Below are 13335 nucleotides of genomic sequence, written 5' to 3' on the forward strand. Positions count from 1 at the left end.
TCTTTTGGCCGCGCCGCGGCCGTCCGGCTCAGCTCCGTCCGGCCCAGATGTTCGTCCCCGGCGTCGACACCGCGAAGGTGTCGATCTCCGCGAGCTCCGCCTCCGTGAGCTTCGGCCCGGACAGGGCCGCCACGTTCTCCTCCAGCTGCCGCACGCTGGACGCGCCGATGAGCGCCGACGTCATGCGCTCGTCCCGGAGCACCCAGTTCAGCGCCAGTTGCGCGAGCGACTGACCGCGCCGCGCCGCGATGCCGTTCAGGCCATTGAGACGGCGTACGACCTCGTCGCTGAGGAGCCCGGGGTCGAGCGACTTGCCCTGGGTCGCGCGCGAGCCCTCGGGGATGCCCTTCAGATACTTGTCGGTCAGCAGGCCCTGCGCGAGCGGGACGAAGGAGATGCAGCCCATGCCCTCCGCCTCCAGGGTGTCGAGGAGGCCGTCGTCCTCGGTCCAGCGGTTGATCATCGAGTACGAGGGCTGGTGGATGAGGGGACGGACCCCCATCTCGCGCAGCAGCCGCGCGGCCTCCGCCGTCTGCTCGCTGTTGTAGGAGGAGACGCCGACGTACAGCGCCTTGCCCTGCTGGACCGCGGACGCGAGCGCGCCCATGGTCTCCTCCAGCGGGGTGTCCGGGTCGAAGCGGTGCGAGTAGAAGACGTCGACGTAGTCCAGGCCCATGCGCTTCAGCGAGGCGTCGAGCGACGACAGCAGGTACTTGCGGGAGCCCCACTCGCCGTACGGGCCCGGGTGCATGAGGTAGCCCGCCTTGGTCGAGACGACCAGCTCGTCCCGGTAGGGGGCGAAGTCCTGGGCGAACAGCTTGCCGAAGTTCAGCTCCGCGCTGCCGGGCGGCGGACCGTAGTTGTTCGCCAGGTCGAAGTGGGTGACGCCCAGGTCGAAGGCGCGGCGCAGGATCGCGCGCTGGGAGTCGAGGGTGCGGTCGTCGCCGAAGTTGTGCCAGAGGCCGAGCGAGACGGCCGGGAGCCGCAGGCCGCTCCTGCCGGTGCGGCGGTACTCCATCGCGTCGTAGCGGTCGGGGGCGGGGCGGTAGGCGGAGATGTCGTTCATGAAACGAAGCTACGCCACTGCGTTCGGCTTGGGCGGCTCTGCGGGTGGGGCCCCCTCTTCCTCCCTCCCGCCCGCCCCTTCAATCGGCCTGCGGCCTCGTCCTCAATCGCCGGACGGGCTCGGATGGGCCTGCGGGCCTCGCATCGCCTGACCGGCTCGGATCGGCCTGCGGCCTTGTCCTCAATCGCCGGACGGGCTCGGATGGGCCTGCGGTCTCGTCTTCCTCGATTGCCGGACGGGCTCGGATGGGCCTGCGGCCCCAACGCCCGTGCCGCGCGCCCCGCTTTCTCCCGTCCGGGGCGGCACCCGGGCCGAGGGACCGCCCGCGCAGCGGTACCCTTTCGGCTTCGGGGACTGCTGTCGGGCCCCAGGACCCCCCGGCCGGTCGGCCCCCCGGGGCAGCGGCTGACTTTCGTGAGAGGTGGAATCTCGTGAGCTTGCGCGACCTGGTGTACCGGCTGTACGCACACCGGGTGGAGGGCCGCCTCGATCACGCGCAGGTGCCCAAGCACATCGGCGTCATCCTCGACGGCAACCGCCGCTGGGCGAAGGCCTCCGGCGGCACCACCGAGCAGGGCCACCAGGCGGGCGCGTACAAGATCGAGGAGTTCCTCGGCTGGTGCGCCGAGACCGACGTCGAGGTCGTCACGCTGTGGATGCTGTCCACGGACAACCTCGACCGCCCCGAAGAGGAGCTCGTCCCGCTCGTCGGCATCATCGAGGAGACGGTCCGCAGCCTCGCGGCCGACGGCCGCTGGCGCGTGCACCACGTGGGGACCCCCGACCTGCTCCCGGGCCGCACCCAGCGGGTCCTGAAGGAGGCCGAGCAGGCCACCGACACCAACAAGGGGATACTCGTCAACGTCGCGGTCGGCTACGGCGGCCGCCAGGAGATCGCCGACGCCGTCCGCTCCCTGCTGCTCGACCACGCCGAGCGCGGCACCTCCATCGAGGACATCGCCGACAGCGTCGACGTCGAGCAGATCTCCAAGCACCTCTACACCAGCGGCCAGCCGGACCCCGACCTGGTGATCCGGACGAGTGGTGAACAGCGCCTGTCCGGCTTCATGCTCTGGCAGTCCGCTCACTCCGAGTACTACTTCTGCGAAGTCTTCTGGCCGGCGTTCCGGAAGGTGGACTTCCTGCGTGCGCTGCGTGATTACGCCGCGCGGCACCGCCGTTACGGTGGATGACGAACCGGGTGGACTGAGGACTCGGTAACCGGGAGTTAACCAACGCGCCGTCATATGCCATGGCATGGCTGCGCTTGTTCGAGGGAATAAGCCCTCCAGGTCGGTGTCCGATTCACGGGCGCCGTATCTCAGCGGACGGCACGGGGCCGTCCGCCCGGGAGGCCCTTTGCGCCAGGACGACCGCGCGGTGAGCGCGGACGACACGGAGGGCCGGTGCCCGGCCCGCGCATGGGGGCCGCACACCGGCCCAGTTCCCTCCGTCGCTCCCCGACCTCATCCGAGGGGGTACGTCCTTCCGTGGTGACCAGCACGAAGCGCCAGCAAGGCCGGCGCACCTATGTTCTCGACACCAGCGTCCTGCTCGCCGACCCGAACGCGCTCGCGCGTTTCGACGAGCACGAAGTGGTGCTGCCGATCGTCGTAGTGACGGAGCTAGAGGCCAAGCGCCACCATCCCGAGCTCGGCTACTTCGCCCGGCAGGCCCTGCGCCTGCTCGACGACTTCCGCATCAGGTACGGGCGCCTGGACGCGCCCATCCCGATCGGCAGCCTGGACGGGACCCTGCGCGTCGAGCTCAACCACTCCGACCCCGGCGTGCTCCCCGCCGGTTACCGCCTGGGCGACAACGACTCGCGCATCCTCGCCGTGGCCCGCAACCTCCAGGCCGAGGGGTACGACGTCACCGTCGTATCGAAGGACCTGCCGCTGCGGATCAAGGCGTCCTCCGTCGGCCTCCTCGCCGAGGAGTACCGGGCGGAGCTCGCCATCACGGACTCCTCCGGCTGGACCGGCATGTCCGAACTGACCCTCTCGGGCGAGCAGGTCGACCTCCTCTACGAGACGGAGACGCTGTACGTCCCGGAGGCGTCCGAGCTGCCCGTGCACACCGGTCTGACCATCCAGTCCGAGCGCGGCAAGGCGCTCGGCCGGGTCACGGCCGAGGGCAATGTGCGCCTGGTCCGCGGCGACCGCGAGGCCTTCGGCCTCAAGGGCCGCAGCGCCGAGCAGCGCGTCGCACTCGACCTGCTCCTCGCCCCGGACGTCGGCATCGTCTCGATGGGCGGCCGCGCGGGCACCGGCAAGTCCGCGCTCGCGCTCTGCGCGGGCCTGGAAGCCGTCCTGGAGCGGCGCCAGCACCAGAAGGTGATGGTCTTCCGGCCGCTGTACGCGGTGGGCGGGCAGGAGCTCGGCTATCTGCCCGGCACCGAGGCCGAGAAGATGGGGCCCTGGGCGCAGGCCGTCTTCGACACGCTCGGCTCGGTCGCGAGCAAGGAGGTCATCGAGGAGGTGTCGGCGCGGGGCATGCTGGAGGTCCTGCCGCTCACGCACATCCGCGGCCGCTCCCTCCACGACGCGTTCGTCATCGTGGACGAGGCCCAGTCCCTGGAGCGGAACGTCCTCCTGACGGTCCTGTCCCGGATCGGCGCGAACTCCCGCGTCGTCCTGACCCACGACGTCGCCCAGCGCGACAACCTCCGGGTCGGGCGGTACGACGGAGTGGTCGCCGTCATCGAGAAGCTGAAGGGGCATCCGCTCTTCGCCCATGTGACGCTCACGCGCTCGGAGCGCTCGCAGATCGCGGCCCTGGTGACCGAGATGCTGGAGGACAGCCAGATCTGAGCGGCCCGACAGGTCCGGCCGTTTCGTCCGAAGTCCGCCCGAAGTTCGTCCGAAGCGCGAAAATCCCCCGTTCCGCACGGAACGGGGGATTTTCGTGGTTCAGGACTGAGGTGAGGTCAATTGCCCCTGGGGCAGCGGCGATCGGCCGCGACCGATGAAGCGGAAGAGCCTAGTGGGGTGTCGCCCCCGTGCGTCTGTGTTTCCGTAAAACTGCTGGGACAAACGGGATGTGAGCTTTCACACGCAACTCGGAATTGCCTCCCGGCATCCCGCTACGGCAGAGTCTGGGTCCTGTCAGGCCCCGCATACGGCACTCCTGTACCCCCAGCGGTACGGAACAACAGAACTTCATAGTGGTAGCCGTATGCCGCCCGAAGCACCACGCGGCGCTCCCGCCACGGGAGTTGTCCACCGGGCCCGCGCCTCCCGTGACCGATCAGCAAGCGGAGGCCAGCGTCAGGGGCACGATTGCGTCCGCGAGGTCACCTATGCGGGCGATGCTGGAAGGAAACCGTGTGAGCCGGATCTCGGTCCGGGGATTCGCGGTGGCGTCGGCCACCGCGGTCACCACCGTAGGCGCCGTCGTGGGTGTTGCCTCGGGCGACACCCAGTCCTCGAACTCGAACGACCTCGAGGCGACGGCCAGCGACTCGACTCTCCTCGCAGACATCCCCGCAGGCGAGCAGGCCCAGGTGCAGACCACTTCGGTGGCGCAGCAGGCCGACGCCCAGGCGATGGCCGCCGACTCGGCCGCGAAGAAGTCCGCCGCTGAGGCCGCCCGCGTCCAGGCCGCCAAGAACGCCGTCGCCAAGCAGAAGGCGGCGAAGCAGGCGGAAGCGGACAAGAAGGCCGCCGCCAAGGAAGCCGCGGAGAAGAAGAAGCAGCAGGAGAAGGAGCGCCTGGAGAACAAGGCGAGCCGTTCCTCCTCGCGCGATGCCTCCGACTTCGCCCCGCAGAGCTCCTACACGGTGGCCCAGGTCCAGGCGATGGCCCGGCAGATGGTCCCCGCGGGCCAGTTCCAGTGCTTCAGCAACATCGTGAACCACGAGTCCACGTGGAACTACCGCGCCACCAACGCCTCCTCCGGCGCCTACGGCCTGGTCCAGGCACTGCCCGGCACCAAGATGGCCTCGGCGGGCGCAGACTGGCGCACCAATCCGGCCACGCAGATCAAGTGGGGCCTCAACTACATGAACGACCGCTACGGCAGCCCGTGCGGAGCCTGGAGCTTCTGGCAGGCGAACAACTGGTACTGAGCGATCACGCTCAACCTGGCGCGGCCCCTCATCGTCCTACGGTGGGGGGCTTCGCCATGTACGGTCGGTTCGAACGCCCCAGCGGGACGACCGGGGGCTCCGGTGGGGCAAGGCGGGGGGAAGAGGACGGATCATGTCGCGAGTTCCAGGGTGGCGCCGCCGCGTCGGCGCGGGCCTGACCAGGCTGGGTGAACGCCTGGACACGGGCCGTGCCCAGGGCGGCCAGGACACCCCCGAACCGGAGCCGGCCGCCGTCGGCCGGGACGAGCCGTCCGACGCGTCCGTCGTATCCGATGTATCCGATACGTCCAGTGCCCCTGGTGTGTCCGGTGCTGTCGGCGAGGGTCTGACGGCCGGAGCCGCCCTTCCCGGACCCGCCGAGGCCGAGGACGCCGCCCCCGACGGCACGCACGCGCGCGCCGACGACTCCGCGCCCGCCGCGCGGCCCGCCGCCGAGGACGGCGCCGCCCCCGGGGAGCACGCCCCGGGGGGCACGAAGCTGTCGCTGCGCAAGCGGTACGCCGACATGGTGCGGCACGCCGCCGACGCGCGGGCCGACGCCGAGGGCCGGGCCCGGGGCGAGGACCCGTCCGACGCGGACGACGCCGCGGCCGCGGACCAGGTGCCCGCGCCGCCCGCCTACGCGCCCGCCATAGCGGCGCGGCCCGACCCCGTGGCCGCCGTGCCGTGGGGCATGCGGGTCGCCGCCGAGGCCGGGTGGCGGCTGCTCGTGCTCGCGGGCACCGTCTGGGTCCTGATGAAGGTCATCAGCGCGGTCCAGCTCGTGGTGTTCGCGTTCGTCGCCGCGCTGCTCATCACGGCGCTGCTGCAGCCGACCGTGGCCCGGCTCAGCAGGCTCGGTCTGCCGCGCGGGCTCGCCACGATGGTCACCGCCGTGCTCGGCTTCGTGATCATGGGGCTCGTGGGCTGGTTCGTGGTCTGGCAGGTCATGGAGAACGTCGACACGCTCTCCAGCCAAATCCAGGACGGCATCGAGGACTTGCGCAAGTGGCTGCTCAACAGCCCCTTCCACGTCACCGAGGACCAGATCAACGACATCGCGAAGAGCCTGCGCGAAGCGGTGGGTGCCAACTCCGAGGAGATCACCTCCGCGAGCCTCGAAGGCGTCACCGTCATCATGGAGGCCCTCACCGGCATCCTCCTCGCGGTGTTCTCCACGCTCTTCCTGCTGTACGACGGGCCGCGCATCTGGAAGTGGTTCCTCCGGCTCGTGCCCGCCGCGGCCCGGCCCGGCGTCGCGGGGGCGGGGCCGCAGGCGTGGCGCACGCTCACCGCGTATGTGCGGGGCACGGTGATAGTGGCCCTCATCGACGCCGTCTTCATCGGGCTCGGGATCTACTTCCTGGGCGTGCCCATGGCCGTGCCGCTGGCCGTCTTCATTTTCCTGTTCGCGTTCATCCCGCTGGTGGGCGCGGTGATCTCCGGCGCGCTCGCGGTCGTCGTCGCGCTGGTCACGCAGGGCGTGTTCACGGCCGTGATGTCGCTCGTGGTGGTCCTCGCGGTGCAGCAGATCGAGGGGCACATCCTCCAGCCGTTCATCCTTGGCCGCGCGGTGCGGGTGCACCCGCTGGCCGTGGTGCTCTCCGTGGCGGCCGGGGGCATGGTGGCCGGGATCGGGGGAGCGGTGGTGGCCGTGCCGCTCGTGGCCGTGACGAACACGGTGGTCGGGCACTTGCGTGCCTACTCCCGAGAACTGGCCCTTCGCCAGGCCGAAGCGGTGGCGGACACGGCCCCGGCTCCGGAGCAGCTTCCCTCCCCGCCCACCCGCCCCTCCTCGGGCTGACTCGGGCTGTTTCCTGCCGTCCGTACCCGCATCGCGCTGGCGCGCTCGTCCTCAAACGCCGGACGGGCTTGATTCTCTGCCGGTACGCCGAAGGGCCCCGCTCGTGGGTACGAGCGGGGCCTTTCGACAGCGCCCCGAAGGGGCGCGGGGAACTGCGCGACCAGCCACGGCCGTCAGGCCAGGTGGGCCTCGGTCTCCAGGGTGACGCCGACGGCCTGGATCACGGAGGCGATCTTGAAGGCCTCCTGGATCGTGTCGCGGTCCACACCGGCCTTGCGCAGCACCTGCTCGTGCGAGTCGAGGCACATGCCGCAGCCGTTGATCGCGGAGACCGCGAGCGACCAGAGCTCGAAGTCGACCTTCTCCACGCCCGGGTTGCCGATGACGTTCATCCGCAGGCCCGCGCGCATCGTCCCGTACTCCGGGTCGGAGAGCAGGTGGCGCGTGCGGTAGAAGACGTTGTTCATCGCCATGATGGCGGCCGCGGACTTGGCCGCGGTGTACGCCTCGGGGGAGAGGTTCGCCTTCGCCTCGGGCTCCAGCTCGCGCAGCACCCGCGCGGAGCGCGAGGCGATCGCGCAGGCGAGCACCGTGCCCCAGAGCTGCTGCTTGGGCAGCTCGGAGTTGCCGATGACCGAGCCGAGGTTCAGCTTCAGGTCCTTGGCGTAGTCCGGGACGGCGGCCTTCAGCTCATCGAGGGCCATGCTCACTCACCGGCCAGGAGCGCGACCGCGTCCAGGGTGTCCTCGCCCTTGCTCCAGTTGCAGGGGCACAGCTCGTCCGTCTGGAGAGCGTCGAGGACCCGCAGGACCTCCTTGGGGTTACGGCCGACGGAACCGGCGGTCACCATCGTGAACTGGATCTCGTTGTTCTGGTCGACGATGAAGACGGCGCGCTGCGCGAAGCCGTCCTCGCCCTCGATGCCGAGGTCACGCATGAGCTCGTGCTTGGAGTCGGCCAGCATCGGGAAGGGCAGGTCGGTCAGGTCCGGGTGGTCCTTGCGCCAGGCGTGGTGCACGAACTCGGAGTCGCCGGAGAAGCCGAGGACCTGGGCGTCACGGTCGGCGAACTCGTCGTTCAGCTTGCCGAAGGCCGCGATCTCGGTCGGGCACACGAAGGTGAAGTCCTTGGGCCACGCGAAGACGATCTTCCACTTGCCCTCGTAGGTCTTGTGGTTGATCTGCTCGAACTCCTTGCCCTTCTCCAGCGAGACACAGGCAGTCAGGTCGAACTCGGGGAACTTGTCACCAACAGTGAGCACGCGCACTCCTTGCAGCGGAGGAAACCCTGGTCGAGGGAATCCAAGGGGTTGGACTCCAGTGATCGTGGCACAGGGTGCATTGATTAGGGAAATAGCTACACTGGGTCGCGTTGATTGGAGGTAGCTATCAGTGGCTGCCGTAAATAGGGGCAAGCAACCCAGTCTGGCGCAGCTGCGCGCCTTCGCCGCCGTCGCCGAGCATCTGCACTTCCGGGACGCCGCGGCGGCGATCGGGATGAGCCAGCCCGCGCTGTCCGGTGCCGTCTCCGCGCTCGAGGAGGCACTGGGTGTCCAGCTCCTGGAGCGGACCACCCGCAAGGTGCTGCTCTCCCCGGCCGGTGAGCGGCTCGCCGTGCGCGCCAAGGCCGTCCTCGGCGAGGTCGAGGCGCTCCTGGAGGAGGCGGACGCCGTGAAGGCGCCGTTCACGGGCGCGCTCCGGCTCGGCGTGATCCCGACCGTGGCGCCGTACCTGCTGCCGACGGTGCTCGCGCTCGTCCACGAGAAGTATCCGCACCTGGATCTCCAGGTGCACGAGGAGCAGACGTCCTCGCTGCTCGAAGGCCTGGGAGCGGGGCGGCTCGACCTGCTGCTCCTCGCGGTGCCGCTCGGGGTGCCCGGTGTCACCGAACTGCCCCTGTTCGACGAGGACTTCGTCCTGGTCACACCGCTCGACCACTGGCTGGGCGGCCGGGAGGGGATTCCCCGCGAGGCGCTGCGGGAGCTGAATCTGCTGCTGCTCGACGAGGGGCACTGCCTGCGGGACCAGGCCCTGGACATCTGCCGCGAGGCGGGCCGCGCCGACGCGCCCGTCACCACGACCGCCGCCGGGCTCTCCACCCTGGTGCAGCTCGTGGCCGGCGGGCTCGGGGTGACGCTGCTTCCGCGGACCGCCGTGCGCGTCGAGACCAGCCGCAGCAGCCAGTTGCTCACCGGATACTTCGCCGATCCCGCGCCCACGAGGCGCGTCGCGCTGGCGATGCGGTCGGGGGCGGCCCGGGGCGCCGAATACGCGGAGCTGGCCGAGGCGTTGCGGGGGGCCTTGCGGCCCCTGCCCGTGCGGGTGCTCTAACGCCGCTGTGGTGGGTGTGGTCTGTCGGCTTGCCGCTGACTGGGGCTGGGCGCGCCCACGCGGCGGAGCCGCATATGGACACAGTCCCGCGCCCCTTCGGGGGCGCCCATGCCGCTGGGGCGGGAGTTCATGAACTCCCGCCCCAGCAGACGTACGTACCCGCGTCACTCCGTTCGCAAGCCGTCCGGGCGCATCATCCGCCACAGCGGTGGCAGGCTCAGGGCCGTCACGACCGCGACCAGGACCGCGCCCGCTCCCGCCAGCGGGAGGAACACCAGCCAGTCCGTGACCTGCTTGGCGATCATGCGGCACATCACGGCGCCGAGGGCCAGGCCGCCGGCGACGGCGAGGGCGAGGCCGAGCGCCACGGGGATGGCGGTCTGCCACAGGACCGACCAGCCCATCGAGGTGCGGCGGGTGCCGAAGGCGGTCAGGGCCGCGAGCAGGCGCTTGCGCTCGCGGAGCTGCTCCAGCATGGACACCAGCATGGACGCGGCGATCAGCATCATCGTGGCGACGGCACCGGCCTGCAGGCCCTTCTGGACGGACGCGTACTGCTTGTCGCGCTCCATCAGGCGGATGGTCATCACGCGCACCAGCGGATCCATGCGGGCCGCGGTGTTGCGCACGTACTCCTCGGCGTCCGGCACGCTCCGGTCGATCTGGACCATGGCGTTGGTCGAGGCGTCGGCCATGCGGTCCACGTCGACGGCGCGCGGCGTGGCGAAGATGCCGTAGTACTCGTCGCCCACCGGGTCGGGCCGGGACTGCACGGTCCGGGTCGACTTCGGCAGCGTCCACGGAGAGTGCTTGCCGCGCGGCTTGCTGCCGTCGTAGCGGAACCAGGATTCGGAGTTGAGGTCGACCGGCTTGCCGGGGCGGGCCACCATCTCGACCTGCGCGGTCGACTCCCGGTCCCCGGAGCGCACGATGAACGTGTCGCCGTTCGTACAGGACTTGACGCGGGCGAGTTCGCGCAGCGTCTCGCAGGTGCCGACGCGCAGCTCCGTGGTGGGCCGGTAGCCGTCGGACTCCTGGCCCTTGGGCAGCTTGCCGGGCTTGACGACGTACGCCGAGACGCTGCCCATGACGCTCTTGACGCCCTTGGTGGCGCGGAAGTCGTCGATCATGCGCTGCGCGAGCGCGCCGCTGGCCTGCGACGAGTGCACGCTGAGCTGGGCGCGGCGCGGGTCGCTGTCCGTGACGGTGTTGAAGTCGTCGTGCATGGACGCGAAGAGCATCTGCAGGGCGACGGCGCCCGCCACCGCGACCGTGATCCCGCTGACCGCGCGGGCCGCGGTGCCGCTGCTCAACTGCAGCCGGCGGGTGGCCAGCTGCCAGGGCACGGGCCCGCCGCGCAGCTTGGCCACGGCGGCCTCGACGAGCCAGGGCAGCAGCGTGGCGAGGCCGACGAGGGCGAGGGTCGCGCCGACGGCGATGACGTAGACGTGCACGTCGGCCGTGGTGGACTGGGTCGAGATGCGGTCCTGGCCGAGCAGGATCCCGAGGCCGACGACCGGAAGCAGCAGCCGCCACCACAGGCGGCGCTTGCGCGGCGCCGAGCTGCGGACGACGCCAAGGGGCTCGATGGTGACCGCGCGCAGCGACACCAGGGTGACCACCACCGCGGAGACGGGCACGGTCACGAGGATCAGGGCGGCGAGCCCCGGCAGCGGCACCATGTCGGACGGGAAGGCGCTGACCTTCCAGATGTCGACCATGCCGACCAGCTGCCGGGCGAGCAGGAAGAACCCGGCGCCCGCGACGAGCCCGAGCAGCGCCCCGCAGAGCGCCTCGCCCGCCGCGATCCGCCGCACCGCCCGCCGGTCCGCGCCGACCAGGCGCAGCGCGGCCAGTCGCTGGTCGCGGCGCTCGCCGCCGAAGCGGACCGCGGTGCCGATGAAGATGACCACCGGGGTGAGCAGGACGACGCAGATCAGCACGATGAGGACGACCAGGAGCGGGTCGAGGGGCTCGGCGGGCTCCTTGTAGCCGAAGGACTGCGTGCGGTAGGCGCCGTCGCTCTTGGTCAGGGAGTCGGAGCCGAGGTAGTAGTACAGCTCCTTGGGGTGCATCAGGCCCGCGTCGCCGATGGTGCCCGCCTGGCGGTACTGGCTGAAGCGCTCCTTGAGGAGCTTGCCCCCGGAGCTGTTCATCAGGTCCCGCAGGGCGGGCGAGACGACCATCTCGCCGGGCCCGGGCAGGGAGCCGAGGCCGGGCGGCAGGACCGGCCGCTTGCCGTCGGCGCGCAGCATGCGGCCGTTGATCTCGGAGTCGCCGAAGTCGGTGCCCACGTTGATGGACAGGACCGACGTGTCACCGGGCTCGACCTGCTTGCCGTTCATCTCGGCGAGCGGGGTGCGCGCCGTGGAGCGGGCGTCGCGCTTGTTCAGCATGTCCGGGACGGACGCGGCGCCGAGCAGCAGCGCCACGCCGAGGCCCACGCCGACGGCCGTGAGGATCGTGCGGGTCCAGCCCTGCCGACCGCCGCCGACCGCGAAGCGCAGGCCCATGGCCAGGTCGCGGAGCCAGGCGCGGACGCCGGTGGGGCCGACGGGCGCGGCGGGCGCCGCCACGGCCGGCTTGGTCCGGGTCGTGCTCATACGAGGCGCTCCATGTCCCGTGACTTGCCGTCGCGGACGACGATCTCGCGGTCGGAGTACGCGGCGACGCGGGTCTCGTGCGTGACCAGGACGACGGCGGCGTTGGTGGACCGGGCGGCGTCGGTGAGCAGCTCCATCACGCGCTCGCCGTTGAGCGAGTCGAGCGCGCCCGTGGGCTCGTCGGCGAAGACCACGCGCGGGCTGGTGGCGAGCGCGCGGGCCACGGCGACGCGCTGGCCCTGGCCGCCGGAGACCTCGCCGGGGCGCTTGGCGCGCACGTCGTCGACCTCCAGGCGCTCCATCCAGGACAGGGCGGTGCGCTCGGCGTCCTTGCGCTTGGCGCCGTTGAGCCGCAGCGGAAGGGCCACGTTCTCGACGCAGGTCAGCTCCGGCACGAGCTGCCCGAACTGGAAGACGAAGCCGAACTCGCTGCGCCGCAGCGCGCTCAGGCCGGTGTCCGTCATCGACGTCAATGAGCGGCCGTTGTACGAGATTTCGCCCGCGTCGGGACGCACGATCCCGGCCAGACAGTGCAGGAGCGTGGACTTGCCGGAGCCGGAGGGGCCCATGACGGCGACGACCTCGCCGGGGTGTATGGAGAACTCGGCGTCGTCGAGCGCGGTCGTGGGCCCGTAGGCCTTGCGCAGGCCGTGTGCGGCGAGCAGGGAACCGGCGGGGGTCATGCGGGGAGCACCTCCTTGGCGAGCCTGCCGAGGCGGGCACTGGTCAGCTCGAGCCAGCGCAGGTCGGCTTCGAGGTGGAACAGGGCGTGGTCGCAGATCAGCTGGTCGGCGAGGTCGCCCTTGCGCTTGCGGTCGGTGAGGATGCGCATCATGCGCAGGTGCTCGGACCGCTGGGTGTCGAGGATGTCGGCGGCGTCCCGGTGCGTGAGCAGCGCGAGGACGACCTTGGTGTAGAGCGTCGACTGGAGGTACGGCTCGGGCTTCTCCGGCGTCGCGAGCCACCGCTGGACGTCGGTGACGCCCGCCTCGGTGATGGCGTACCGCTTGCGCTCGGGGCCGTCGCCCGCCTCTATGCCGTCGACCTCGACGAGGCCGTTCTTCAGCAGGCGCGACATGGTCGAGTAGACCTGGCCGTAGTGCAGCGGCTTGTCGTGCCCGAACTTCTCGTCGAAGGCGCGCTTGAGGTCGTAGCCGTGGCGCGGACCGGACTCCAGCAAGCCGAGGAGGGTGTGACCGATGGACATGCGGAGCACTATACACACCACGTATACGTGGTGTGTATACGTCGAGTGTGTAGCCGGCCCCGTGGTCGGCCGGGGGCAGCGGGTGTGACCACTCCGGCAGAAAGGGGAGGCAACCGTCCGCGCTTCCGAGGAGTCGATTCCGGTGGAGTGGCAAGGGTTCCCCTGGCATGGGTGCTCATTGTCACGTCCGGAAAAGACCGGATCGGGCGCCTTTTGTCCTTGGGTGCGGTGTTAGCTTCATGAGCTGACCTGACCC

The 13335-nt window shown here is 70.7% G+C and carries 11 protein-coding genes; 5 read left to right on the forward strand and 6 right to left on the reverse strand.

What is annotated here, in order from left to right:
* Positions 1–28: 28 nt before the first annotated feature.
* The gene (mgrA, locus tag CP982_RS26835; RefSeq protein ID WP_150512825.1) at positions 29–1066 is read right to left on the reverse strand and encodes an L-glyceraldehyde 3-phosphate reductase; all 1038 of its coding nucleotides are present in this window, start codon (positions 1064–1066) and stop codon (positions 29–31) included.
* Between the two features lie 431 nt (positions 1067–1497).
* Between mgrA and CP982_RS26840 the strand changes: the two genes are divergently transcribed.
* From CP982_RS26840 to CP982_RS26855, 4 genes are all read left to right on the forward strand, one after another.
* Positions 1498–2259 carry an isoprenyl transferase gene (locus CP982_RS26840; RefSeq protein ID WP_150512826.1) on the forward strand — a complete coding sequence of 254 codons (762 nt, stop codon included), beginning with the start codon at positions 1498–1500 and terminating at the stop codon, positions 2257–2259.
* A 297-nt stretch (positions 2260–2556) separates the two neighbouring features.
* On the forward strand, positions 2557–3879 hold the full coding sequence (phoH2, locus tag CP982_RS26845; RefSeq protein WP_150512827.1) for an RNA 5'-3' helicase PhoH2: 1323 nt from the start codon (positions 2557–2559) through the stop codon (positions 3877–3879).
* Positions 3880–4394: 515 nt separating this feature from the next.
* On the forward strand, positions 4395–5135 hold the full coding sequence (locus CP982_RS26850) for an aggregation-promoting factor C-terminal-like domain-containing protein (protein ID WP_446560836.1): 741 nt from the start codon (positions 4395–4397) through the stop codon (positions 5133–5135).
* 526 nt (positions 5136–5661) lie between these two features.
* Positions 5662–6939 (forward strand): AI-2E family transporter, encoded by a 1278-nt coding sequence (locus CP982_RS26855; RefSeq protein ID WP_372503524.1) that lies wholly within the window; start codon positions 5662–5664, stop codon positions 6937–6939.
* A gap of 173 nt (positions 6940–7112) precedes the next feature.
* Here the strand turns inward: CP982_RS26855 and CP982_RS26860 are convergent, their stop codons facing one another.
* A complete protein-coding gene (locus CP982_RS26860; RefSeq protein ID WP_150512829.1) occupies positions 7113–7643 on the reverse strand; it encodes an alkyl hydroperoxide reductase in 531 nt (176 codons plus the stop codon).
* A gap of 2 nt (positions 7644–7645) precedes the next feature.
* Entirely contained in the window at positions 7646–8200 is a 555-nt protein-coding gene (locus CP982_RS26865) for a peroxiredoxin (protein ID WP_150512830.1), read from the reverse strand.
* Positions 8201–8330: 130 nt separating this feature from the next.
* On the opposite strand from CP982_RS26865, the gene CP982_RS26870 reads away from it, so the two are divergent.
* Positions 8331–9269, forward strand: coding sequence for a LysR substrate-binding domain-containing protein (locus tag CP982_RS26870; RefSeq protein WP_150512831.1), 939 nt, complete (start codon positions 8331–8333; stop codon positions 9267–9269).
* Between the two features lie 164 nt (positions 9270–9433).
* Here the strand turns inward: CP982_RS26870 and CP982_RS26875 are convergent, their stop codons facing one another.
* Genes CP982_RS26875 through CP982_RS26885 form a run of 3 tightly spaced genes read right to left on the reverse strand, consistent with a single transcriptional unit; the run spans position 9434 to position 13079 of the window.
* A complete protein-coding gene (locus tag CP982_RS26875) occupies positions 9434–11872 on the reverse strand; it encodes an FtsX-like permease family protein (RefSeq protein WP_150512832.1) in 2439 nt (812 codons plus the stop codon).
* Complete coding sequence (locus tag CP982_RS26880) at positions 11869–12555, reverse strand: ABC transporter ATP-binding protein (RefSeq protein ID WP_144320708.1); 687 nt, start codon at positions 12553–12555, stop codon at positions 11869–11871. Before CP982_RS26880 ends, CP982_RS26875 begins: the two co-directional genes overlap by 4 nt.
* Positions 12552–13079: a PadR family transcriptional regulator gene (locus CP982_RS26885; protein WP_144320709.1), complete on the reverse strand. Its 528-nt coding sequence runs from the start codon at positions 13077–13079 to the stop codon at positions 12552–12554. The genes CP982_RS26880 and CP982_RS26885 overlap by 4 nt, the downstream gene beginning before the upstream one ends.
* Between the last annotated feature and the right edge of the window lie 256 nt (positions 13080–13335).

Origin of the sequence: Streptomyces spectabilis (assembly GCF_008704795.1) — a bacterium.
Taxonomy (GTDB): Bacteria; Actinomycetota; Actinomycetes; order Streptomycetales; family Streptomycetaceae; genus Streptomyces; species Streptomyces spectabilis.

Bases quoted from the DNA above. Each gene is read 5' to 3' on its own strand.
- mgrA (WP_150512825.1), bottom strand. From the start codon at position 1,066: ATGAACGACATCTCCGCCTACCGCCCCGCCCCCGACCGCTACGACGCG.
- CP982_RS26855 (WP_372503524.1), top strand. From the start codon at position 5,662: ATGGTGCGGCACGCCGCCGACGCGCGGGCCGACGCCGAGGGCCGGGCC.
- CP982_RS26860 (WP_150512829.1), bottom strand. From the start codon at position 7,643: ATGGCCCTCGATGAGCTGAAGGCCGCCGTCCCGGACTACGCCAAGGAC.
- CP982_RS26875 (WP_150512832.1), bottom strand. From the start codon at position 11,872: ATGAGCACGACCCGGACCAAGCCGGCCGTGGCGGCGCCCGCCGCGCCC.
- CP982_RS26880 (WP_144320708.1), bottom strand. From the start codon at position 12,555: ATGACCCCCGCCGGTTCCCTGCTCGCCGCACACGGCCTGCGCAAGGCC.
- CP982_RS26885 (WP_144320709.1), bottom strand. From the start codon at position 13,079: ATGTCCATCGGTCACACCCTCCTCGGCTTGCTGGAGTCCGGTCCGCGC.